The organism is Streptomyces sp. NPDC023573, assembly GCF_055559735.1.
Genome location: NZ_JBVHKB010000004.1, coordinates 252,927 through 275,871, shown reverse-complemented (window position 1 = coordinate 275,871; position 22,945 = coordinate 252,927). Strand labels below are relative to the sequence as shown.

The window sequence follows — 22,945 nt, the reverse complement described above, 5'->3', positions numbered from 1 at the left end:
CTGCGCGGGGCAACTTTCCGGACACGGCTGCGGCCCGCCGTCGTACACCGTTAAACGTCTCGGGCCGCCGTCGTTACAGTGAAGAACATGAGCTCTCCCCTCCGCTTCGACCGCGGGCACACCGACGATCTGATGGCCTTCCTGATGGCGGCCCCTTCCCCGTACCACGCCGTGGCCGCGGCCGCCGCGCGCCTGGAGAAGGCCGGGTTCCGGCAGGTCGAGGAGACGGACGCGTGGGACGGCTCCACCGGCGGGAAGTACGTCCTGCGGGGCGGCGCCATCGTGGCCTGGTACGTGCCGGAGGGCGCCACGGCCCACACCCCGTTCCGGATCGTGGGCGCCCACACCGACTCCCCGAACCTGCGGGTCAAGCCGCTGCCCGACACCGGCGCGTACGGCTGGCGCCAGATCGCCGTCGAGATCTACGGCGGGACGCTTCTGAACACCTGGCTCGACCGGGACCTCGGTCTCGCCGGACGCGTCTCCCTGCGGGACGGCACGCACCGGCTGGTGAACATCGACCGGCCCCTGCTGCGGGTCCCCCAGCTGGCCGTGCACCTGGACCGGTCCGCCAACCCCGACGGCCTCAAGCTCGACCGCCAGAAGCACATGCAGCCGATCTGGGGCCTCGGCGACGTCGAGGAGGGCGACCTCATCCGCTTCGTCGCCGACGCGGCGGGCGTCGACGCCACGGAGATCACCGGCTGGGACCTCATGCCGCACCCCGTCGAGCCGCCCGCCTACCTCGGCCGGGACCGCGAGCTGCTCGCCGGGCCGCGCATGGACAACCTCCTCTCGGTGCACGCCGCGACGGCCGCGCTGGCCGCCGTGGCCGGGCAGCCTGACGGCGAGATGCCGTACATCCCCGTGCTGGCCGCCTTCGACCACGAGGAGAACGGCTCCCAGTCCGACACCGGCGCCGACGGCCCGCTGCTGGGCACGGTCCTGGAGCGCTCCGTCTTCGCCCGCGGCGGTTCGTACGAGGACCGGGCCCGGGCCTTCGCCGGAACCGTCTGCCTCTCCTCGGACACCGGCCACGCCGTCCACCCCAACTACGCCGAGCGGCACGACCCGACGCACCACCCGGTCGTCAACGGCGGGCCGATCCTCAAGGTCAACGTCAACATGCGCTACGCGACCGACGGCGGCGGCCGCGCCGTGTTCGCCGCGGCCTGCGAGAAGGCCGGCGTGCCGTGGCAGACGTTCGTCTCCAACAACTCGATGCCGTGCGGCACGACGATCGGCCCGATCACCGCGGCCCGGCACGGGATCACGACCGTCGACATCGGTGTGGCGATCCTGTCGATGCACAGTGCGCGCGAACTCTGCGGCGCCGACGACCCGTATCTCCTGGCCAACGCGCTCGCTGCGTTCCTCACGGGCTGATCCCTCCACCGTCCCAACCGCCCCGGTGGACATGGTTGTTGCCGGGCCGGGTACGCGACCCGTACACCGGCCCGGACTCACCGGGCCGTCGAGGAGGCGGAAATCATGGGACTCGGAGGATGCATTCTCCTGATCGGTGCCGGGGCGATCCTGGCGTTCGCCACCGACTGGGAAATGGATACCGTCAACGTCGACCTGGTCGGCTGGATCATGATGCTCGTCGGCCTCGTCGGGGTCTTCGTCTACGTGAGCATCGCGCGGCGCCGCCGCATGGTCGTGCCGCCCACCACCACGGTCGTCTCGGAGGACGAGCGCCGCTACCAGTGACACGGTCGTCCCGTAGGGCGAGCGCCCGCCACCGGTGAGCTGACGTCCCGACAGGCGGCATGGCGCCGGCACGGGTCCTGAGAGCTCGTGGCGCGGCGCCGCCTGTGCGCCGTCAGCCCTGCTCGTCCATCCCGGCCAGCACCAGCGGGAGCCTGGACACACCCGCGGCGGTGACGCTCACGGGGACGCCCCAGTCCTGCTGGTGCACATGGCAGGCCGGGTACTCGTTGTCCGGGTCGTCGTCGCAGGACGCCGCCATCGCGGACACATGCAGGACGCCCTCGGTGACCCCGTCCGCGAGGACCAGGTCACGCCCCAGATCAGTCCCCTGGCCCGATCCCCCGGCCAGCAGTTCCGGCGGGGTCGAGGAGACCAGCAGCCGGGTGGAGGGGCCGTACCGGGTGTCGAGCTTCTGCCCGGCGGGCGCCTGGAAGACCACGTCCAGCCTCAGCGTGCCGGCGGCGACCTCGGTGGCCGCGCGCCGGGTGCGGTGGGCCCGGTCCGCGACCCGCACGGCCTCCTCGGGAAGCCGCAGCCGGGTCAGCCGGTGCCGTGCGGACTCGACGACGACCAGATCGCCGTCCACCAGGACCGCGTCGCTCGGCTCCCGCAGATCGGTGGCCAGCGTGGTGACCTCGCCGCTCTCCGGGTCGTACCGTCGCAGCGCGTGGTTGTAGGTGTCGCTCACGGCCACGGAGCCGTCGGGGAGGGCCGTGACGCCCAGCGGGTGCTGAAGAAGTGCCTGGCCGGCCTGGCCGTCGCGGTGGCCGAAGTCGAAGAGACCCGTGCCGACGGCGGTGTGGACGACGCCCTCCCGGTCCACGTAGCGCAGCGCCGAGGTCTCGGAGTCGGCGACCCAGAGCCGGTCACCGGCCGCGGCCAGGCCGGACGGCTGCGCGAACCACGCCTCGTCCCCGGGCCCGTCGACCAGCCCCTCGTTGGTCGTCCCCGCGGCGACGCGCACCGTGCCCTGCCCGGGGTCGTACGTCCAGAGCTGGTGGACCCCGGCCATCGCGATCCACAGCCGGTCGCCGAACCATGCGATGTCCCACGGCGACGACAGGTCCACCTCCGTGGCCGGGCCGCCGGTCGCGGACCCCTGCCACCACTGGCGTCCGGTCCCGGCGAGCGTGGTCGTCACGCCCGTCGCGAGGTCGAGCGCCCTGATCGCGTGGTTCACCGTGTCCGCGACGGCCACCCGGCCGTCGGGCAGGACGGCGAGGCCCTGCGGCTCGCTGAACCGGGCCTCGTCGCGGCCGCCGTCCGCGAAGCCGCGCTCACCGGCGCCGAAGTGACCCCGCACGGTCTCGCCGTCGGCGGCCAGCTCCACCAGGCGGTGCCGGGTGGTGTCCGAGACCAGGAAGCCACCGTCCGGGAGGGCGAGCGCCTTGCCGGGGAACCGCAGGTGTGTGGCCACGGGCTCCGGAGCGACGTAGGGGCCGTCACCTCGGTGCAGGGTGCCCTTCGCGGCGTGCTCGGCCTCCAGCTCCTCGACCAGCTTCTCGATGGCGTGCGCGTGGCCCTCCCCGGCGTGCTGTGCGACGACGTAGCCCTCGGGGTCCACGACGACGAGCGTGGGCCAGGCGCGGACGGCGTACTGCTTCCAGGTGGCGAGCTCGGGGTCGTCGAGGACCGGGTGGTGCACCTCGTACCGCTCGACGGCGTCGACCACGGCCTGGTGCTCCGCCTCGTGCACGAACTTCGGGGAGTGGACACCGATGATCACCACGGTGTCGCGGTGCTTCTCCTCCAGCTCACGCAGCTCGTCGAGCACGTGCAGACAGTTGACACAGCAGAATGTCCAGAAATCCAGAATGACAATGCGTCCCCGCAGGTCAGCGAGGGTGTACTGCCGGTCGCCTGTATTGAGCCAGCCGCCCTTGCCGATCAGTTCGGGGGCGCGGACACGTGCACGTGCTGTCATGCCAACAGTCAACAGCACCGTGGCCTGCGCGCATTCCGTCAGGTCGTCGGGGAACCTGTGATCCATGAGACTTCTCGTACGTGAGCGAGTGTTCGGCGTCGGCGACGACTACTGGATCGAGGACGCGGACGGGCGGAAGCTCTTCCTCGTCGACGGCAAGGCCATGCGGCTCCGTGACACCTTCGAGCTGAAGGACACGAACGGCCAGGTGCTGGTGGAGATCCGGCAGAAGCTGATCAGCCTGCGCGACACGATGCTGATCGAGCGGAACGGCGAGGACCTCGCCAAGATCAAGCGGAAGCGGCTCTCGCTCCTGCGCGACCACTACCGGGTGACCCTGGTGGACGGCACCGAGCTGGACGTCAGCGGCAAGATCCTGGACCGCGAGTTCGCCATCGACTACGACGGTGAGCTCCTCGCACAGGTCTCCCGGCGCTGGCTGACCGTCCGCGACACCTACGGCGTCGACATCGTGCGGGAGGACGCCGATGTGCCGCTGCTTCTCGCCGTGGCGGTGTGCGTCATCGTCCTCGCGGACAAGGAGCACGAAGACGACTGAACGGCCTCAGGACCGGACCTCGGGGGCCCGGTTTCACGTGAAACCGGGCCCCCGAGGCGTTCGCGTGCGGGTCAGGCCAGGCGCCGTGGCGCGAGGCCCAGGCGGCGGTCCTTGAGGGCCGGGAACTGCTCCCGGGTGGTGGTGGCCTTCGCCGGGTCGAACTCCACGGTGAGCACCTCCTCGCCGGCCCCCGCCTCGGCGAGCACCTCGCCCCAGGGGTCGACGACGATGCTGTGGCCCGCCTGCTCGACCCCCGCGTGGGTGCCCGACGACCCGACCGCCAGGACGTACGCCTGGTTCTCGACCGCGCGGGCCTGCGCCAGCAGGGTCCAGTGCGACCGACGGCGCTCCGGCCAGCCGGCCGCGACGACCAGGGTCTCGGCTCCCGCGTCGACGAGCCCCCGGAACTGCTCGGGGAAGCGCAGGTCGTAGCAGGTGGCGAGGCCGACCACGGTCTCCGGCAGGGCGACGGTGACGAGTTCCTCCCCGGCGCCCATGAGTACCGCCTCGCCCTTGTCGAAGCCGAAGCGATGGATCTTGCGGTAGGCGGCGGCCCGCTCACCCTCGGGCGAGAAGACCAGCGAGGTGTTGTAGAGGGTGCCGTCCTCGGCACGCTCGACGAACGACCCGGCGTGCAGCCAGACCCCGGCCTCGGCGGCCGCCTTCGCCATGACGTCGTGGGTGGGGCCCTCCAAGGGCTCCGCCTCATCGGCGAACGCGGTATAGGCGAAGGCACCGACCGGCCAGAGCTCAGGAAGGACGACCAGGTCCGCGCCCCGCTGGGCCACGACCAGTGAAGCCGCGCGCTCTCTACGGGAATTGACCGATTCATCCGGGTTTACTGCGATCTGGATGAGGGAGGCGTGCACACTACCACCGTCCTGGCATGGAAGCCGTCAACGCGGGCCTACGATCGTCACACGAAAGCACTGCCGGGGTGCCTGCTCGCAGCGTAACTTAGCGAGCGAACTCCCCACGCAGCCCGCAGACCGCAGACCGCAGACCGCACCGTCGGTGCCGGCCGTCCCGTCCGGCACTCCCTGCTCTCCAGCCCATGCACCGCAGAACCGCACGAGGGGTCCCGTGACCGTCCATCCCAGCCTCCAGACCTATGCCGATGCCTGGACCCACTCCGTCGAGTCGATATCCGAGCTGGTCAAGCCGCTCGTCGAGGGGGAGTGGAACCGCCGGACGCCCTGCCCCGGCTGGTCGGTACGCGACATCGTCTCGCACGTCATCGGCATGGAGTGCGAGCAGCTCGGCGACCCCCGCCCGATCCACACGCTGCCACGCGACCTCTACCACGTGCAGAACGACCACCAGCGCTACATGGAGATGCAGGTCGACGTCCGGCGCCACCACACCGCGCCGGAGATGACCTCGGAGCTGGAGTACACGCTCATCCGGCGCATGCGTCAGCTGCGCAACGAGACGCGCGCCCCCGAGACCATGGTCCGGGCGCCCCTCGGCGCCGAGCAGACGCTGGAACTGGCACTGCGGATGCGGGCGTTCGACGTCTGGGTGCACGAGCAGGACCTGCGCGCCACGCTCGGACAGCCCGGCAACCTGGATTCCCCCGGCGCCCTCGTCGTCCGGGACACGCTGCTGGCCGGGCTGCCGAAGGTGGTCGCCAAGGACGCGGGCGCACCGCCCAATTCGGCCGTGGTCTTCGATGTGCACGGCCCGCTGGAGTTCCTGCGCACGGTCAGGGTCGACGGCGAGGGCCACGGCTCGGTCGACGGCGCGCCGTCGTTGGGCCCTGCCGCGACCCTGGCGATGGACTGGGAGACGTACTACCGGCTGGCCTGCGGCCGGGTCCGGGCGGGGGCCGTGGAGGACCGGATCAAGATCGACGGTGACCAGGAGCTGGCGGCCGAGATCCTGCGTCACTTCGCCGTGATCCCGTGATCCCGTGACCCCGTGACCCCGTGACCGGCGGCGCCCGCCCGTGGAGAGACCGGGACGGGCGCGCCGCCGGGTCCGCCGTCAGGCGGGGACGTGCACGGCTTCGACCCGGCTGACGACGTGGTGGTCGCGTTCCCTGTGGGTGGCGCGGGCGTGCAGCCGCAGGATCTGTACGACGCCGAGCGCTTCCAGGACGAAGACCGACGCGAACGCGACGCGGTAGTTGTCCCCGGTCGCGTCCAGCAGGACGCCGACCGCGAACAGTGTCGTCATCGAGGCGACGAAGCCGCCCATGTTGACGATGCCGGAGGCGGTGCCCTGGCGTTCGGGCGGATTGGCCGGCCGGCCGAAGTCGAAGCCGATCATCGAGGCCGGCCCGCAGGCACCGAGCACCACGCACAGGGTGATCAGGAGCCACATCGGCGCGTGGTCGCCGGGGTAGAAGATCGTCGACGCCCAGAGCAGCGCCGTCATCGCGACCGTCCCGAGGGCCAGCGGGGCGCGCGCCGCGTGGTGGCGGGCGATGATCTGGCCGTAGACGAGCCCCACCACCATGTTGGAGAGCACCACCAGGGTGAGCAGCTCACCGGCGGTGCCCCGGCTCAGCCCCTGCGCCTCGACCAGGAACGGCATGCCCCACAGCAGCAGGAAGACCATGGCGGGGAACTGCGTGGTGAAGTGCACCCACATGCCCAGCCGGGTGCCCGGCTCCCGCCAGGCAGCGGCGATCTGCTTCCGCACGTACGCCGCTCCGGCGTGTTCGGCGGGCGGGGGCTCGTGGCCCTCGGGGTGGTCCTTGAGGAAGAGCAGCAGCGGTATCAGCACCACCACTCCGGCCAGCGAACTGCCGACGAAGGTCGCGGTCCAGCCGAAGCCGTGCAGCGCGCGGGCGATGACGAGGGTCGAGATGAGGTTGCCCGCCATCCCGAAGAGCGCGGCGACCTGCCCGATCAGCGGCCCGCGCCGGGCCGGGAACCACCGGGCGCCGAGCCGCAGCACGCTGATGAACGTCATCGCGTCGCCGCAGCCGAGCATCGCGCGGGACGCGAGTGCCATGCCGTAGGAGGGGGAGAGCGCGAAGGCCAGCTGCCCCAGCGTGAAGAGCACCACCCCGATGGTGAGGACCTTCTTGGTGCCGAGCCTGTCGACCATGAGGCCCACGGGTATCTGCATGCCGGCGTACACGAGCAGCTGCAGGATGGAGAACGTCGACAGGGCCGAGGCGTTGACCTCGAACCGTTCGGCGGCGTCGAGTCCGGCGACGCCCAGACTCGTGCGGAAGATGATGGCGACGAAGTAGACGGCGACACCGATGCCCCAGATCCATGCGGCACGCCGGCCGCCGGGCGGGTCTCCGGGCAGGGAGAGGGTGGGGGACGCGGAGCTCATCGGTCATCACCCCGGACCAGCACCTTGACCCGGCTGACGTGGTGCCGCACGACCTGTGCCGCGCCGTCGGCGTCGCCGGCCCTGATGGCGTCCAGCAGCGCGCCGTGCTCGGTGATGTTGGCGGCGATCCTGCCGGGGTGCGCCTCCATCACGGCCACGCCCATGCGCAGCTGCCGGTCACGGAGCTGGTCGTAGAGGCGGGAGAGGATCTCGTTGCCCGCGTTCTTCACGATCTCGGCGTGGAAACACCGGTCCTTGACGGAGACCGCTGCCAGATCTCCCGCCTCCGCGAGCTCCCGCTGCTCGGCCAAAAGCTGCTCCAGCCGGGCGATCAGCCGCGCCGACGCGGGCACGGCCTTCCGCGCGGCGAACTCCTCCACGAGCAGCCGGGTCTCCACCACATCGGAGATCTCCTGCGCGGAGACCGCGAGCACCAGCGCGCCCTTCTTCGGGTAGAGCTTGATCAGCCCTTCGACCTCGAGCCTGAGCAGCGCCTCCCGCACCGGGGTCCGGGAGACTCCGACGGCCTCGGCCAGGTCGCCCTCCGTGAGGAGCGTGCCGCCTTCGTAACGGCGGTCGAGGACGGCTTCCTTGATGTGGGTGTAGACGCGCTCGGCTGCGGGCGGAGGCTTGGGAGCCGCCTTGCCGGCGGCCGGTTCGACGATAGGTGCGGCAGGCATGCACACAGCATAGATACAAGATGGGTGCGTCCGCTCCCCCGTCCGCGATCCGGACCCGGGGAGCAGACGTTCGACCCTGGTGTCCGACCATGCTCCGACGGGGTGTGAAATCACTCGTACGAGGAGACATCCATCCGGACGTCTCGCGAGTCTCACCACCGAGCGGCACCCCATGTAGCCGCATTTCAGGTGTATTTGGAGCGTTCGACTTGAAAACTGGTCCCCAGGGCATGAACCGCGTAAGCGCTGCCGCCCTCGTCGCTCTCACCGCGGGCGCCGTCCTCGCGGGCAGCGCGTTCGCCTCCACGGCTCAGGCCGCGGCCCCGCCGACGCCCTCGATCGCCGCCAAGGGCGGCTTCGTGATGAACAGCGGCACGGCGAAGACGCTCTACGGAAAGGCCGCGGACACCCGCCGCTCCACCGGTTCCACCACGAAGATCATGACCGCCAAGGTGGTGCTGGCCCAGAAGAACCTGAACCTCGATTCCAAGGTCACGGTGCAGAAGGCGTACAGCGACTACATCGTCAAGAACACCGCCTCGTCGGCCCGGCTGATCGTCGGCGACAAGGTCACGGTCCGCCAGCTCCTGTACGGGCTGATGCTGCCCTCGGGCTGCGACGCCGCGTACGCCCTCGCCGACAAGTTCGGCTCCGGCTCCACCCGGGCGGCCCGGGTGAAGTCCTTCATCGGCAAGATGAACTCCTCCGCGAAGAGCCTCGGCCTGAAGAACACCCACTTCGACTCGTTCGACGGCATCGGCAGCGGCTCGAACTACTCCACACCGCGCGACCTGACGAAGATCGCCGCCAGCGCGATGAAGAGCTCCACGTTCCGCACGATCGTGAAGACGAAGTCGACCAAGCAGAAGGTCACGACGAAGAGCGGCGGCTACCGCTACATGTCGTGGTCGAACACCAACCCGCTGCTGGGCAGCTACAGCGGCGCGATCGGCGTGAAGACCGGCTCGGGCCCGTCGGCGAAGTACTGCCTGGTCTTCGCGGCGACCCGGAAGGGCAAGACGGTCATCGGGACCGTCCTCACCTCGACGTCCGCGACCACCCGGACGTCCGACGCGAAGAAGCTCCTGGACTACGGCTTCAAGAAGTAGAGCCGCGGCTCGGAGGTGGGCCCTGCTCGCGCGACGCGCGGGCGGGGCCCTCGGTCGCCCTACGCCTGCCGGCGCAGATCCGCTATGAAGCGGTCCCAGGCGGCGGGGGCGACGACGAGGAAGGGGCTGTCGGACCACTTGCTGTCGCGGACGGCGACGACGCGGGGAACGTTGCGGGCCACTTCGAGGCACTCGCCGTTGCCGCTGCTGTAGCTGGACTTGACGAACTCGAAGCAACGCACGACTACAACTCCTTGCGAATACGCCCTATCAAGGCAATGGAATCGTGGGGAGCGAGGCCGCATCGGGCGATACGACTGAACGTGACGTTGTGACGGGCGGCGTCCCTCTCACTCTCCAGCCACAGCGTAGACGACGTGGTGTCCATGTAGACCACGTCCATCGCGCCGGGCTCGGCGAACGAAACAACGCTAAAAGCGCTGGTCATGCCCGGGTGGGACCCCGCCAGAAACGGGACAACCTGCACAGTGACATTTGGCTCGGAGGCAACCGCCGCCAGATGATCCAGTTGCGCGCGCATTACCTCGCGACCGCCGACCAGTTGCCGCAACGCCCCTTCGCCGACAATCGCCCACAGCGCGAGTGGGGTGCTGTCGGCAAGGCGCACCTGTCGGGCGATCTTCGCCTCGACGAAGCGCTCGATCTCGTCCGGGTCGTCCCAGTCCGCGTTGCCGACCGCCAGCGCCCGAGCGTAGTCCGGCGTCTGGAGCAGACCCGGCACGAAGGCCCCCTGCCAGGTCCTGACCGCCGTAGCGATGTCTTCGAGCGCGACGTACTCAACCAGCGAGCGCAGCTCCGGGTACTGGTTCCACCAGCCCTTCGCCTTGCGGCGCTCCCGATCCAGTCGGGCCACCTCCAGCAGGCCGCTGACGAACTTGGTGTCCTCGACACCGTAGAACTCACAGAGGCTGCGCACGTCCGGGTCCCTCATCGGAACCCAGCCCCGCTCCATCTTCACGATCTTCGAGTTGGTCGCGCTGATGACCTGCGCTGCCTGTTGTTGCGTCTTCCCGGACGCGTCCCTCAGGCGCAGGAGCTCGTTACCGAGTCTGCGTGCCAGCACAGTTGACGACCTGTTGCCTTGCTGAGTCGCTCGATTCACCACCTCAGTGTCCCGCCTCACGGTCCGGGTCGTCGACCACCGTCACTCGTTGGAGACACTTGTCCCCGTTTCACTTGCCCCGGTGAGCCCGGGCTCGCTACGTTCGCCGAACCGCCGCTCCCAGCGCGGCACCGCCCGGCGGAAGTGCACCGCCCTGCCGTGCGCAGGTACCGGCACAGCCACCGCCCGCATCCACCGGAGGCACGCGCCCATGACCGCAGCCCAAGAGGAACCCAGTCCCTGCCCCGTACTGCACGAGGACCGTCTCGACTACACCCCGACCGCCCGTAGCATCTCCCTCTGCCGCCGACGGGCCGCGCGCCTCGTCGCGGAGTGGGGGCAGCCCCGCCGCGCCGATGAAGCCGCGTTGCTCGTCAGCGAGTTGGCGACCAACGCCCTGCTGCACGGCTGCATGCGCGGCCGGCTCTTCCGGGTGCATCTCACCCTCACCGGCACCGCCCTGCGCATCGAGGTCAGCGATCCCCGCGGGGAGCGGCTGCCCGGGCTGCGTGAAGTCGGCTCCGATGACTGCTACGGGCGTGGGCTGCTCGTCGTCGCCCGGCTCGCGGACCGCTGGGGTGTCGAGCCTCGCACCGTCGGCAAGACCGTGTTCGCCGAACTCGACGTGCGATGACCGCGGAACGGGTGGCGGCTCAGGCCCCCTCCTCCGAGAGGGACAGCGCATCGGCGATCGTGCGGGTGGCGAAGTCCGGGTCGTCCGTGATGCGGTTGATGTGTTCCGCGAGCAGGAAGGCGGTGGCCTCCAAGGGGTTCATCTCCTCCTCGGTCCAGTCCCCGTACTGCTTGCGCCACAGGTTGGGGCTGAGGCCCATGCCCGCGGCGACGACCAGGCCGGCCATGGTGGGGATGGCCTCGGGTGGGATGCTCCTGGGCATCTGGCGCATCGAGGCCACGAGGGTCGGCACCACGTACTCGATGACGTCCTTGTCCTGGGCCTCATGCGCCTGCCGCAGCCAGCTCATGAACATGTAGATGATCGTGCACGTGCCGTCCAGGATGTCCTCGGCACCGCCGGGGCCCAGGGACGCGACGACCTGTTCCGCCAGTGCCCTCTGCTCAAGGTCGCTCACGGCGTTGCCGTCGTGAATCTCCCTGAGCCGGGAGTCGATCATCATCAGCGCCCCGCCCACATCGCCTGCGGGAGCGTACTGGGGGTCGCAGCTCGATGGCACGGGGCGCCTCCTCGGGTGACTGCGTCGGGTGACACGTCCTGGCCGCAGAGTAGTCGCACGGACCATCGGAGCACATGCGGAGGGGCCCGCGCACGCACTGCGCGGGCCCCTCTCACATGCCTACGCCCAGGTGATCAGCCGCTTCGGCTGCTCCAGGATCGCCGCGACGTCCGCGAGGACCTTGGAGCCGAGCTCGCCGTCGACCAGGCGGTGGTCGAAGGAGAGCGCCAGCGTGGTGACCTGTCGGGGCTTCACCTTGCCCTTGTGGACCCACGGCTGGAGCTTGATCGCCCCGACCGCGAGGATCGCGGACTCGCCCGGGTTCAGGATCGGCGTACCGGTGTCGACGCCGAAGACGCCGACGTTGGTGATGGTCACCGTGCCGCCCGCCATGGCGGCGGGGGACGTCTTCCCGTCGCGTGCGGTGGTGACCAGCTCGCCCAGTGCCGCACCCAGCTGGGGCAGGGTCTTCTCGTGCGCGTCCTTGATGTTCGGCACGATCAGACCGCGCGGGGTGGCGGCGGCGATGCCCAGGTTGACGTAGTGCTTCTGGACGATCTCCTGGCCGGCCTCGTCCCAGGCGGCGTTGACCTCGGGGTTGCGCTTGATCGCGACCAGGAGCGCCTTGGCGATGATCAGGAGGGGATTGACCCGGACCCCCGCCATCTCCTTGTCCTCCTTGAGCTCCGCCACGAGCTTCATCGTGCGCGTGACGTCGACGGTCACGAACTCGGTGACGTGCGGCGCGGTGAAGGCACTGCCGACCATGGCCTGCGCGATGGCCTTGCGTACGCCCTTGACGGGGATGCGGGTCTCGCGGCCCGCCCGGTCCACCGGCACCGCCACGGGGGCCGGGGCGGCCTCCTCCGCCCGTGCGGGGGCCTCGGCGGGCGCCGGGGCGACAGCGGCGTGGACGTCCTCGCGGGTGATCACGCCGCCCTCCCCGGTCGGGGTGACCGTGGCGAGGTCGATGCCCAGGTCCTTCGCCAGCTTGCGTACCGGCGGCTTGGCCAGGGGGCGGCTCTCCGCGGACTTCGCACCGTGGCCGGCCTTCGCACCGTGGCCGTTGATCTCCGCCTGGATGGCGGCGGCGGCCGGTCCGGGGACCTCGGCCCCCTTGCGGGCCCGGCGCTTGGTGGAGCTCTCCGCCACCCCGTAGCCGACGAGCACCGGCTGACGGCCCTTGGGCGCTTCCGCCTCGGGCTCCTGTCCGGCTTCCGGCACGGGCTGCTGAACGGTTTCCGCAGGGGTTTCCTGCGCGGCGGGGGCGTCACCGCTGCCCGGCGCCACGTCCACCGCGATGATCACCTCGCCGACGTCGACGGTCGAGCCCTCCGGGAAGCGGAGCTCGTGCACCACCCCGTCGAACGGGATCGGCAGCTCGACGGCGGCCTTGGCGGTCTCGACCTCGCAGACCACCTGGCCGTCCGTGACGGTGTCGCCGGGCTGGACGAACCACTTGAGGATCTCCGCCTCGGTCAGTCCCTCGCCCACGTCGGGCATCTTGAACTCACGGAAACGCGCGGACGTTTCGGTCATCGTCGTCACGACCCTCTCCTCAGTACGCCAGCGAGCGGTCGACGGCGTCGAGCACCCTGTCGAGCCCCGGCAGGTACTCGTCCTCGAGCCGGGCCGGCGGGTAAGGGGCGTGGTAGCCGCCGACCCGCAGCACCGGCGCTTCGAGATGGTAGAAACAGCGCTCGGTGATCCGGGCCGCGATCTCGGCCCCGGAGCCGTAGAACACCGGCGCCTCGTGGACCACCACGAGCCGGCCGGTCTTCTCGACCGAGGTCTGTACGGCGTCGAAGTCGATCGGGGACATCGACCGCAGGTCCAGGACCTCGACCGACTTGCCCTCCTCCTGCGCCGCGGCTGCCGCCTCCAGGCAGACCTTCACCATCGGGCCGTACGCGACGAGCGTGAGGTCGGAGCCCTCGCGGGCCACCGCGGCCTTGTGGAGCGGGCCGGGGATGGACTCGGTGTCGAGCTCCCCCTTGTCCCAGTAGCGCCGCTTGGGCTCGAAGAAGATGATCGGATCGTCGCTCTGGACGGCCTGCTGCATCATCCAGTAGGCGTCGCTCGCGTTGGACGGCGAGACGACCTTCAGCCCCGCCACGTGCGCGAACAGCGCCTCCGGCGACTCGCTGTGGTGCTCCACGGCACCGATGCCGCCGCCGTACGGGATGCGGATGACGACGGGCATCTTGATCTTGCCGAGGGCCCGGGCGTGCATCTTCGCGAGCTGCGTGACGATCTGGTCGTACGCGGGGAAGACGAAGCCGTCGAACTGGATCTCGACGATCGGGCGGTATCCGCGCAGGGCCAGGCCGATCGCCGTACCGACGATCCCGGACTCGGCGAGCGGGGTGTCGATGACCCGGCCCTCGCCGAAGTCCTTCTGGAGCCCGTCCGTGATGCGGAAGACCCCGCCGAGCTTGCCGACGTCCTCACCCATGATGAGGACCTTGGGGTCGGTCTCGAGAGCCTTGCGCAGCGACTCGTTGAGCGCCTTCGCGAGGGACATCTTCTCAGCGGCCATGGCTAGTTGCCCTCCTCGGCGAACGATGCCTGGTAGGCGGCGAACTGGGCACGCTCCTCGTCGACGAGCGGGTTGCCGTCGGCGTAGGCGTGGTCGAAGATCGCCAGCCGGTCCGGGTCGGGCATGGCCCGCACCGCTTCGCGGACCCGCTTGCCGAGGGTCTCGCTCTCCTCCTCCAGCGCGGTGAAGTACGCCGCGTCGGCGAGGTCCTGCTTCTCCAGGTACGTACGCAGCCGGAGGATCGGGTCCTTGGCCTCCCAGGCCGCCCGCTCCTCGTCCGCCCGGTACTTCGTCGGGTCGTCGGAGGTGGTGTGGGCACCCATCCGGTAGGTGAACGCCTCGACGAGGGTGGGCCCCTCGCCCCGCCGGGCCCGCTCCAGCGCCGACTTGGTGACGGCGAGGCACGCGAGTACGTCGTTGCCGTCGACCCGGACACCCGGGAAGCCGAAGCCCTGCGCACGCTGGTAGAGCGGCACTCGGGTCTGCTTCTCGGTGGGCTCGGAGATGGCCCACTGGTTGTTCTGGCAGAAGAACACGACGGGGGCGTTGTAGACGGCGGAGAAGGTGAAGGCCTCCGCGACATCGCCCTGGCTGGACGCGCCGTCGCCGAAGTACGCGATCACGGCCGAGTCCGCGCCGTCCTTGGCGACGCCCATGGCATAGCCGGTGGCGTGCAGGGTCTGCGAGCCGATGACGATCGTGTACAGGTGGAAGTTGTTGGTGTTCGGGTCCCAGCCGCCGTGGTTCACACCGCGGAACATCCCGAGCAGATTGGTCGGGTCCACGCCCCGGCACCAGGCGACGCCGTGCTCCCGGTAGGTCGGGAAGACGTAGTCGTCGTCGCGCAGCGCCCGGCCGGAGCCGATCTGAGCTGCCTCCTGGCCCAGCAGCGAGGCCCACAGGCCCAGCTCGCCCTGGCGCTGGAGTGCGGTGGCCTCGGCGTCGAAGCGGCGGGTCAGGACCATGTCCCGGTAGAGACCGCGGAGCTCGTCCGCGCTCAGGTCGATTTCGAAATCCGGGTGTTCGACGCGCTCGCCCTCGGGCGTCAGCAGCTGTACCAGCTGGGGGTCGGAACCCTCCGGCGTCTTCGCGGGCGTCTTCGCGGCGCTGGTCCGCTTGCTGCTGCGTCGCGGTTTGCGCGCGGCAGTGCTCTCCACGGTCACGTGCGTGCTCCTCCGTCGGTCCGGCCCCCGGGATGGCCGGGAACCAGTGCGGCTCGCCTGTGTCCGGACCCGTGCACGGGGTGGGTGCCACTCGGCCGGGAACAGGCGTGACAGGTGCCCCGGCGAGCGTCCTGTCATAAGCACGTTACCCAGTGCATCGCATAACTGCGAAACACCTTGTGACCTGCGATTTTGCTTGGATTTCCAAGTAAATCCAGAAAATCGCCAAGTCCCGCTGGTCACAGCACTGGTAACAGCCTTGCAGGCGGCCGGAACAACGGCACGTTATCCCGGCCGGCAGTCCCAGGGAAGGGCGGGCGACCAAGGAGTATGTGAGACTGCGAATGTGCGCGAAGAAGGAAAAATCACGGTATTCCTGCTCGATGATCACGAAGTCGTCCGGCGCGGAGTCCACGAGCTGCTGTCCTCCGAGGAGGACATCGAGGTCGTCGGCGAGGCGGGCACGGCCGCGGACGCGCTCGCACGGATCCCGGCGACCCGCCCCGACGTCGCCGTCCTGGACGTCCGGCTTCCGGACGGCAGCGGGGTGGAGGTCTGCCGCGAGGTCCGCTCGCGGGACGAGAGCATCAGGTGCCTCATGCTCACCTCGTACGCCGATGACGAGGCACTCTTCGACGCGATCATGGCGGGCGCCTCGGGGTACGTCCTGAAGGCCATCCGCGGCAACGAACTGCTCGGCGCCGTGCGCGACGTGGCGGCCGGCAAGTCCCTGCTGGACCCTGCGGCCACCGCCCGCGTGCTGGAGCGGCTGCGGGAGGGCAAGGACGGCAAGGGCGACGACCGGCTCGCCGGGCTGACCGAGCAGGAGCGCAAGATCCTCGACCTGATCGGCGAGGGGCTGACGAACCGGGTCATCGGCGAGCGGCTGCACCTCGCCGAGAAGACCATCAAGAACTACGTCTCCAGCCTGCTGTCCAAGCTGGGCATGGAGCGGCGTTCGCAGGCTGCGGCGTACGTGGCGAGGCTCCAGGCCGAGAAGCGCTGACGGGGCACCGGCAGGGTCGTCGGTCCCCTGGCCCGCGGGGGGACTTTGGTCCCTGGCCGCCGGGGGCGGCGGACCCTTACACGGCTCCTACCCGTGGCGGAGAGTGGGGGGCATGCTTTCTTCCCGCCCCTCCGACACCGGAACCGTGCCTGGTTCCGGTACCGCGGCCGGTTCCGGCGCCCTCGGCCCCTCCGGTCCGTCGGCCTCCTCCGTCTCCTCCGTGGCGGACAAGCGCCGGGCCATCGAGCTGCTCGGCAGTGTCCGGTACGGCCGGCTGGCCATGAGCATGCGGGCCCTGCCCTTCCTGGCCGTGGCCCGGCACCTGGTGATCGAGGGCGGTGTCCTCCTCCGGATGCACAGGGGACTCGGCTTCCACGAGTCCTGCGACGGAAGCGTCATCGCCTACGGGGCGGACAACTTCGACTCCCCCGCGCAGGGCGGCGTGGAGGACCTCTGGTCGGTGCAGTTCACAGGCCCCGCCGAGATCGTGGAACCCGCCTCCGACCAGTGCGAACGCTTCGGGGACGGCCCGGCCGAGGTGAACGGCGAGCACTTCGATCCGGTGTATCTGAGGATCGATCCGCACCTCTCCCACATGCACACTCTGACCTTCGACGCAAGTCCGTAAAACCGGCCACTCAGCGTCACCTAACATGTGGCGAGTGCTGCGCTCATCTGTGACCCTTCCGCCTGTCCCTCCGGTCGTCGAGGTCCTGCGCCGCTACCCGGACGCCGGTGAGCCCCTCGCGTGCGAACCGATCGGCAAGGGCCTGCTCAACCACGGTTACCGCGTGTCCACCACCCGCGGCTCGTACTTCCTCAAGCACCACCTCGACAAGCACCACCTCGACGACGCCAGCGGCGATCACGCCACGATCGTCCGGCAGCACCGGGCGACCCAGCAGCTGCACTCCCTAGGTGTACCGGTGGCCCCGCCGCTCTCGGACACGGAGGGTGACACGGTCACGGTGATCGACGGGGAGCGCTATGCCCTGCACCGGTGGGTGGACGGCCTCCACCGGGACGGCGCCCAGCTGACGACCGCCCAGTCGCGCCGGCTCGGGGCGCTCCTCGGCGCCGTACACACGGGCCTGGAGCAGGTCATGGAGGCGGACCCGCCACCGCCACCGGTCCGCGGCCAGAGCCCTGATCCCGCCGACACGTTCACGCTGATCGACGAGCTCCTGACGGCCGCGCGGCACATGGGCCCCCGGGACGCCTTCGACGAGCTCGCCGTGCACCGTCTCGTCGAGCGCCGCGCCTTGCTGGAGCAGCACGCGCACCGCCGCCCGCCCATGCCCGAGGGCTCTGCCAGGGGGTGGGTGCACGGCGACTTCCACCCGTTGAACCTCCTCTACCGGGGCGCCGATCCCGTCGCCATCGTGGACTGGGACAGGCTCGGTGTGCAGCCGCGCGCCGAGGAGGCCGTACGGGCGGCCGCGATCTTCTTCGTCCGGCCGGACGGCGAGCTGGCGCTGGAGAAGGTCCGGGCGTACGCCCGCGCCTACCGGCGGTCGGCGGGCGCCGGGGCGGCCGAGCTGGCGGCCGCGGTGCACCGGGTGTGGTGGGAGCGCCTCAACGACTTCTGGATACTGCGCTGGCGCTACCGCCTCCACGACCGCAGGGCCGACCCGCAGTTCCCTGCGGTGTCGGCCCTGGCGGTGTGGTGGACGCGTGAGTACGAGGCGGTCGGCGAGGCCTTCACGGGGTGAGGGCCCTCGGCCTCCAGGCCCTCGGTCAGCCGGTGGTGGCGCCCGCAGCTCCTGCGGCGGCGCCCTCCGCGGCGCCGGCCGAGGTGCCGGTGGTGCTTCCCTCCGTGGTCGTTCCCCCGTCATCGCCGGTGCCACCGTCGTCACCGGTGCCACCGTCGTCGCCGGTGCCGCCGTCCGTCGTCGTGCCGCCGTCCGTCGTCGTGCCGCCGTCCGTCGTTCCGCCCGTGCCCGGGGCCGGCGTCGTGGGTGTGACCGTCGGCTCCTGCGTCGGCTCGGTCGGTTCGTTCGTCTGGGTCCACGTCGGGTCTTCGGTGGGCCACGTCTGACCGCCCGTGGAGCCGGACGGCTCCTCGGTCTCCTCCGTCTCCTCGTCCGTCGGCTCCGCCGATGACGGGGTCGGCGACGGGCTGGAGGACGTGGTGGGCGCGACCGGAGCCTTCTTCTCGCCGCCGTCGTCGTCGGCCGCCTGGAGGGCGAAGGCGACGCCCGCGCCGATCGCGATCAGCGCCAGCACGACGAACAGCCACATCTTGCCGCGACCGCCGCCTTCGCGATGACTGCCACCCGCGTACGCCCCGTCGTCGGGGTTCATGGGCGGCAGGATCGGGCCCTGCGAGGTGTCCCCGTGCATGGGGTGGCTCATGGCCGCCGTGCTGCCGGCGACGTTCATCGCCGCCGTGTGGCCGGTGTCCTGCACGTTGACCGGGCCGGTGTTCCACGTGCCCGTGTGCCCACCCTGGACCTGCAGCATCTGCAGGCTGTACTGGACGAGGCCGCGCATCTCCTCGGCGCTCTGGAACCGGTCGTCCGGGTCCTTCGCGAGGGAGCGCATGACGAGCCCGTCCAGCTCCGGCGGGACGGCTCCGGCGGCCTGGGAGGGCGGCACCGGGGTGTCCTGGACGTGCTGGTAGACGACGGAGAGCGGGGTCTCGCCCGTGAACGGGGGCCGCAGGGCGAGCAGTTCGTAGAGCAGGCAGCCGGTGGCGTACAGGTCGGAACGGTGGTCGACGGCCTTGCCGAGCGCCTGCTCGGGGGAGAGGTACTGGGGCGTGCCCATGACCATGCCGGTCTGGGTCATCGTCGACTGTGCGCCGTGGAGCGCACGGGCGATGCCGAAGTCCATCACCTTGACCGCGCCGGAGTGCGTGATGATCACGTTCGCCGGCTTGATGTCACGGTGCACGATGCCGTGCTGGTGGGAGTAGGCCAGCGCCTCCAGGACCCCCGAGACGATGATCAGCGCCTGCTCGGGCGGCGGAGCCTCGGCCTCCAGCAGCAGATCGCGGATGGTGTTGCCCTCGACGAGCTCCATCACGATGTACGGCACGGTCGAACCGCCCACGACGTCTTCACCGGAGTCGTACACGGCGACGATCGCGTGGTGGTTGAGTCCCGCGACCGACTGCGCCTCACGCGTGAAGCGGGCCTTGGAGACCGGGTCCTCGGCAAGGTCGGAACGGAGCAGCTTCACCGCCACCGTGCGGCCCAGACGGACGTCCTCCGCGGCGTAGACCTCGGCCATGCCGCCGCGGCCGAGCCGGTGGGTCATGCGGTAACGGCCGTCCCCGACCACACCGCCGACACCCCAGGAGTCGGTGCCATCCGAAACTCCGCCGCCGTTTGCTTCGGATCCGGGTGCCATCAGTCCTCGCCGTCGTATCTGTCCGCGCGTCCGCGGGTTCTCACGGTGCCTTGCTGCATTGCCAGGTCACGCTACAGCCTCTGTCCGGCACACCGGTTTTCCAGAGTGACCGGTCATCCAATCGGCTCGCGTGCCGTACGCGCAAATTCCATGCGCTTCCTGTAACGCTTCCGAGACGCTTCTTGTGCGTAGGGTCACGGAACGGGCACCCGGCTTGACGTGTCGTACCCCTCGGGCAGACTTGGCCCGTAATAGGGATGATCGCGTCCGTCGGGCGCCGAGGGGGATGCAAGTCATGAGCCACGACGGGGCACACGGCGCACAGGGGCGCTACGCGGGCGGTTCCGTGGCCGGCGGCCGCTACCAGCTGCGCGACCTGCTCGGCGAGGGCGGCATGGCGTCCGTCTATCTCGCGTACGACTCGGCCCTCGACCGCCAGGTCGCCATCAAGACGCTGCACACGGAGCTGGGACGCGAGCAGTCCTTCCGCGAGCGTTTCCGGCGCGAGGCGCAGGCCGTCGCGAAGCTGCAGCACACCAACATCGTCTCGGTGTTCGACACGGGCGAGGACGAGCTCGGCGGCGCGCTGATGCCGTACATCGTCATGGAGTACGTCGAGGGGCAGCCGCTCGGCTCCGTGCTCCAGTCGGACATCCAGCAGTACGGCGCGATGCCGGCCGACAAGGCGCTCAAGGTGACGGCCGACGTGCTCGCCGCTCTGGAGACCAGCCACGAGATGGGTCTGGTCCACCGCGACATCAAGCCCGGCAACGTGATGATCACCAAGCGCGGCGTCGTCAAGGTCATGGACTTCGGTATCGCCCGTGCCATGCAGTCGGGCGTCACCTCGATGACGCAGACCGGCATGGTCGTCGGTACCCCGCAGTACCTCTCCCCCGAGCAGGCGCTCGGCCGCGGCGTCGACGCGCGCTCCGACCTGTATTCGGTCGGCATCATGCTCTTCCAGCTGCTCACGGGACGCATCCCGTTCGACGCGGACTCCGCACTCGCCATCGCGTACGCGCATGTGCAGGAGGAGCCGGGCGCCCCGTCGGGCATCAACCGGTCGGTCACGCCCGCGATGGACGCCCTCGTCGCCCGTGCGCTGAAAAAGAACCCGAACGAGCGCTTCCCGAGCGCCGCGGCGATGCAGGACGAGATCACCCGCGTCCTGAACGCGAGCGGTCCCGCGGGCGCCCCGGTGATCATCGGCGGCGGCGCCCCGGCGAACAGCGGCTCGGGCGTCGGATCGGCGGTCTTCCCGCCCGTCGACCAGGCCACCCCGGCGCCGCACAGCGTGCAGACGCCGTACCAGCCGCACCCCCAGCAGCCGGGCCCCTACGGCGTACCGACCCCCGCCCCCACACCGGGCTACGGCTACCCGCAGGCGGCCCAGCCCTACGGCGCCCCGGCACCGCTGGGTCACCAGACCCCGCCGCCGTACACGATGGCCCCGCAGACCGCGACGGGCGCGGGCGGCAGCGGCGGGTCCAGGCGCAACATGCCGGTCGTCGTGGGTTCGATCGTGGTCGCCCTGGTCGCCATCGGCGGCCTGATCGCCTTCCTCAACATGGGTGGCGACTCGGAGAACGGCAAGGGCGGCGACCCGACTTCCAGCGAGTCAAGCGTGGCCGGCGAGCACAAGCCGCCGGAGCGGAACCGGACGATGGACGAGGAGGACTGCACCGACGCCACGGAGGACTCGGACGACCCGGCGAAGGTCCAGGCCCCGAACTTCGTCTACAAGGACATCCTCTCCGCGAAGGCGTGCGCCATGGCCGCGGGCTGGACGGTCAAGGAGATCAAGGTGGAGGGCAACACCTACGCCGAGGACCAGGTCATCGACCAGTTCCCGAGCGCGGGTGCGGCCGTGGCCGAGCGGGGCGCCCACTTCGAGCTGCGCATCGCGACGGGCGACCCGGCCTGACCGGGCGCCCGCCCCCCTCCGTCCGCTGCCTGGTCCTCCCGCACTGACCGGGGTGGGTGAGGTGCGGCGTCCGGACGCACTCGGGATGCCGGACATATCGGTGCGTGTGACGCTGATCCCATGCCTCCAGGACTCCCGGTTCCACGGTCGTCACGGTGCGTCGCCTGTGTGGTGACGGCGGTCGGGGTGGCCCTCGGGCTCCCCGCCCTGGCCTACGCGGAAGACGGGAGCGTCGCGTCCGTACACCCGGCTCAGTCGGCACACCCGGGGCATCGGGCTCCGGCTGCGCTTCTCGCTCCCGCTCCGCTTCCGGTGAGGCCCTCGGGCCCCTCTTCGCCCAGCGCGAGTCCCTCCGCCTCCGCCGGGGAATCGCCTCTGGCCGGGCGGCAGGCCGGGGAGGGGCGGGCGCGGCCGGGGAGGTCCCTCTCCCCCCTGGAGGCCGCGGAGTCCGAGGCCGCGGCGGACGAGATGCCGCCGGAACCGGATCCCGCGAAGGTGCCTGCCTTCACCCCACCGCCCGAGGCGTTCCCGGAGCCCGGTGGGACAGCGCGGCAGCGGCAGGCGCTTGACGAGCCCGCGCTGGAGCAGGTGCGGGACGTGTCGCTGGGCAGCGGCATCGCCCTGGTCGGGCTGGGACTGGCATTCCTGGCCCTCCGCATGCGCCGCTCGAACTGACCCGTCCGACCGTCGGCGCCTTGGCCGAGGGGCGCTTGCGCCGAGCAGCATACTGGGTATACATACTCAGTATGTCGATCCGTCACGGGCTGCTGGCCCTCCTTGAGCGGGGACCTCGGTACGGCTCCCAGCTCCGCACCGAATTCGAGTCCCGCACCGGTTCCACCTGGCCGCTGAACGTCGGGCAGGTCTACACGACACTCAGCCGTCTGGAGCGCGACGGCATGGTCACCCAGGACGGTGAGGACGACGCGGGCCACGCGCTCCACTCGATCACCGACGACGGGCGGACCGAGCTGAGGAACTGGTTCGCGACCCCCGTCGACCGCAGCAGTCCGCCCCGCGACGAGCTGGCGATCAAGCTCGCGATGGCGGTCGGGGCGCCCGGCGTCGACATCCGCGCCGTCATCCAGTCCCAGCGGAGCCACACGCTGAAGGCGATGCAGGACTACACCCGGCTGAAGGCCCAGGCCCTCGCCGACGTACCCGCCGACCGTGACGAGGTCGCCTGGCTGCTCGTGGTGGAGCAGCTGATCTTCCAGGCCGAGGCGGAGGCGCGCTGGCTCGACCACTGCGAGTCCCGTCTCGTGCGCCTCGCCGCGGCCGCCGCGACCGAGCCCGCCGCGCCCACGAGCCGCAGGAGCACGCGCTCCACCGCTGCGCGCCCGTCCGCCCGCCGCTGACCA

The 22,945-nt window shown here is 70.5% G+C and carries 23 protein-coding genes; 12 read left to right on the top strand and 11 right to left on the bottom strand.

Annotation, left to right across the window (positions count from 1 at the left end; all coding sequences use genetic code 11):
- Window positions 1-87: 87 nt before the first annotated feature.
- Both ACZ32T_RS15200 and ACZ32T_RS15195 read left to right on the top strand, forming a co-directional pair.
- On the top strand, window positions 88-1,386 hold the full coding sequence (locus ACZ32T_RS15200) for a M18 family aminopeptidase (protein WP_467266435.1): 1,299 nt from the start codon (window positions 88-90) through the stop codon (window positions 1,384-1,386).
- Between the two features lie 105 nt (window positions 1,387-1,491).
- Window positions 1,492-1,713, top strand: coding sequence for a DUF6458 family protein (locus tag ACZ32T_RS15195; protein WP_124277833.1), 222 nt, complete (start codon window positions 1,492-1,494; stop codon window positions 1,711-1,713).
- 112 nt (window positions 1,714-1,825) lie between these two features.
- On the opposite strand, the gene ACZ32T_RS15190 is transcribed toward ACZ32T_RS15195, so the two are convergent.
- Complete coding sequence (locus ACZ32T_RS15190; RefSeq protein WP_467266432.1) at window positions 1,826-3,637, bottom strand: NHL domain-containing thioredoxin family protein; 1,812 nt, start codon at window positions 3,635-3,637, stop codon at window positions 1,826-1,828.
- A gap of 64 nt (window positions 3,638-3,701) precedes the next feature.
- Here ACZ32T_RS15190 and ACZ32T_RS15185 point away from each other — a divergent pair, with 64 nt between their 5' ends.
- Window positions 3,702-4,196, top strand: coding sequence for an LURP-one-related/scramblase family protein (locus ACZ32T_RS15185; RefSeq protein WP_467266429.1), 495 nt, complete (start codon window positions 3,702-3,704; stop codon window positions 4,194-4,196).
- Between the two features lie 71 nt (window positions 4,197-4,267).
- Here ACZ32T_RS15185 and ACZ32T_RS15180 read toward each other — a convergent pair whose 3' ends face one another.
- Window positions 4,268-5,065 (bottom strand): carbon-nitrogen family hydrolase, encoded by a 798-nt coding sequence (locus ACZ32T_RS15180; protein WP_467266426.1) that lies wholly within the window; start codon window positions 5,063-5,065, stop codon window positions 4,268-4,270.
- A gap of 214 nt (window positions 5,066-5,279) precedes the next feature.
- Between ACZ32T_RS15180 and ACZ32T_RS15175 the strand changes: the two genes are divergently transcribed.
- Window positions 5,280-6,104 carry a maleylpyruvate isomerase family mycothiol-dependent enzyme gene (locus tag ACZ32T_RS15175; protein ID WP_467367203.1) on the top strand — a complete coding sequence of 275 codons (825 nt, stop codon included), beginning with the start codon at window positions 5,280-5,282 and terminating at the stop codon, window positions 6,102-6,104.
- Window positions 6,105-6,182: 78 nt separating this feature from the next.
- Here ACZ32T_RS15175 and ACZ32T_RS15170 read toward each other — a convergent pair whose 3' ends face one another.
- Together ACZ32T_RS15170 and ACZ32T_RS15165 are read right to left on the bottom strand one after the other, a co-directional pair.
- Window positions 6,183-7,490: an MFS transporter gene (locus ACZ32T_RS15170; protein WP_467367200.1), complete on the bottom strand. Its 1,308-nt coding sequence runs from the start codon at window positions 7,488-7,490 to the stop codon at window positions 6,183-6,185.
- Entirely contained in the window at window positions 7,487-8,170 is a 684-nt protein-coding gene (locus tag ACZ32T_RS15165) for a GntR family transcriptional regulator (protein WP_467266421.1), read from the bottom strand. Before ACZ32T_RS15165 ends, ACZ32T_RS15170 begins: the two co-directional genes overlap by 4 nt.
- A gap of 230 nt (window positions 8,171-8,400) precedes the next feature.
- Between ACZ32T_RS15165 and ACZ32T_RS15160 the strand changes: the two genes are divergently transcribed.
- Entirely contained in the window at window positions 8,401-9,279 is an 879-nt protein-coding gene (locus ACZ32T_RS15160; protein WP_467266420.1) for a D-alanyl-D-alanine carboxypeptidase family protein, read from the top strand.
- 59 nt (window positions 9,280-9,338) lie between these two features.
- On the opposite strand, the gene ACZ32T_RS15155 is transcribed toward ACZ32T_RS15160, so the two are convergent.
- Together ACZ32T_RS15155 and ACZ32T_RS15150 are read right to left on the bottom strand one after the other, a co-directional pair.
- Window positions 9,339-9,521, bottom strand: a complete 183-nt coding sequence (locus ACZ32T_RS15155) for a DUF397 domain-containing protein (protein WP_467266417.1) — start codon at window positions 9,519-9,521, stop codon at window positions 9,339-9,341.
- Between the two features lie 2 nt (window positions 9,522-9,523).
- On the bottom strand, window positions 9,524-10,402 hold the full coding sequence (locus ACZ32T_RS15150; RefSeq protein WP_467266415.1) for a helix-turn-helix domain-containing protein: 879 nt from the start codon (window positions 10,400-10,402) through the stop codon (window positions 9,524-9,526).
- Between the two features lie 211 nt (window positions 10,403-10,613).
- Here ACZ32T_RS15150 and ACZ32T_RS15145 point away from each other — a divergent pair, with 211 nt between their 5' ends.
- On the top strand, window positions 10,614-11,036 hold the full coding sequence (locus ACZ32T_RS15145; RefSeq protein WP_467266413.1) for an ATP-binding protein: 423 nt from the start codon (window positions 10,614-10,616) through the stop codon (window positions 11,034-11,036).
- Between the two features lie 19 nt (window positions 11,037-11,055).
- Here ACZ32T_RS15145 and ACZ32T_RS15140 read toward each other — a convergent pair whose 3' ends face one another.
- The 4 genes from ACZ32T_RS15140 to pdhA form a co-directional block, all read right to left on the bottom strand.
- Complete coding sequence (locus ACZ32T_RS15140) at window positions 11,056-11,595, bottom strand: hypothetical protein (RefSeq protein WP_467266411.1); 540 nt, start codon at window positions 11,593-11,595, stop codon at window positions 11,056-11,058.
- Between the two features lie 120 nt (window positions 11,596-11,715).
- Complete coding sequence (locus tag ACZ32T_RS15135) at window positions 11,716-13,143, bottom strand: dihydrolipoamide acetyltransferase family protein (RefSeq protein WP_467367198.1); 1,428 nt, start codon at window positions 13,141-13,143, stop codon at window positions 11,716-11,718.
- 10 nt (window positions 13,144-13,153) lie between these two features.
- On the bottom strand, window positions 13,154-14,134 hold the full coding sequence (locus ACZ32T_RS15130; RefSeq protein WP_467266407.1) for an alpha-ketoacid dehydrogenase subunit beta: 981 nt from the start codon (window positions 14,132-14,134) through the stop codon (window positions 13,154-13,156).
- Window positions 14,135-14,136: 2 nt separating this feature from the next.
- Window positions 14,137-15,297, bottom strand: a complete 1,161-nt coding sequence (gene pdhA, locus ACZ32T_RS15125; protein WP_467367196.1) for a pyruvate dehydrogenase (acetyl-transferring) E1 component subunit alpha — start codon at window positions 15,295-15,297, stop codon at window positions 14,137-14,139.
- Between the two features lie 346 nt (window positions 15,298-15,643).
- Between pdhA and ACZ32T_RS15120 the strand changes: the two genes are divergently transcribed.
- From ACZ32T_RS15120 to ACZ32T_RS15110, 3 genes are all read left to right on the top strand, one after another.
- Complete coding sequence (locus ACZ32T_RS15120; protein ID WP_467266402.1) at window positions 15,644-16,303, top strand: response regulator; 660 nt, start codon at window positions 15,644-15,646, stop codon at window positions 16,301-16,303.
- Between the two features lie 112 nt (window positions 16,304-16,415).
- Window positions 16,416-16,931, top strand: a complete 516-nt coding sequence (locus tag ACZ32T_RS15115; protein WP_467367194.1) for a pyridoxamine 5'-phosphate oxidase family protein — start codon at window positions 16,416-16,418, stop codon at window positions 16,929-16,931.
- Between the two features lie 25 nt (window positions 16,932-16,956).
- A complete protein-coding gene (locus tag ACZ32T_RS15110) occupies window positions 16,957-18,015 on the top strand; it encodes a phosphotransferase (protein ID WP_365930930.1) in 1,059 nt (352 codons plus the stop codon).
- Window positions 18,016-18,040: 25 nt separating this feature from the next.
- Here the strand turns inward: ACZ32T_RS15110 and ACZ32T_RS15105 are convergent, their stop codons facing one another.
- Window positions 18,041-19,657 (bottom strand): protein kinase domain-containing protein, encoded by a 1,617-nt coding sequence (locus ACZ32T_RS15105; RefSeq protein ID WP_467266398.1) that lies wholly within the window; start codon window positions 19,655-19,657, stop codon window positions 18,041-18,043.
- A 295-nt stretch (window positions 19,658-19,952) separates the two neighbouring features.
- Between ACZ32T_RS15105 and ACZ32T_RS15100 the strand changes: the two genes are divergently transcribed.
- The 3 genes from ACZ32T_RS15100 (at window position 19,953) to ACZ32T_RS15090 (ending at window position 22,942) form a co-directional block, all read left to right on the top strand.
- Window positions 19,953-21,584: a protein kinase domain-containing protein gene (locus ACZ32T_RS15100; RefSeq protein ID WP_467266396.1), complete on the top strand. Its 1,632-nt coding sequence runs from the start codon at window positions 19,953-19,955 to the stop codon at window positions 21,582-21,584.
- A gap of 468 nt (window positions 21,585-22,052) precedes the next feature.
- Window positions 22,053-22,259 carry a hypothetical protein gene (locus ACZ32T_RS15095; protein ID WP_467266394.1) on the top strand — a complete coding sequence of 69 codons (207 nt, stop codon included), beginning with the start codon at window positions 22,053-22,055 and terminating at the stop codon, window positions 22,257-22,259.
- A gap of 71 nt (window positions 22,260-22,330) precedes the next feature.
- Window positions 22,331-22,942: a PadR family transcriptional regulator gene (locus tag ACZ32T_RS15090; protein ID WP_467266392.1), complete on the top strand. Its 612-nt coding sequence runs from the start codon at window positions 22,331-22,333 to the stop codon at window positions 22,940-22,942.
- The last annotated feature ends 3 nt before the right edge of the window (window positions 22,943-22,945 follow it).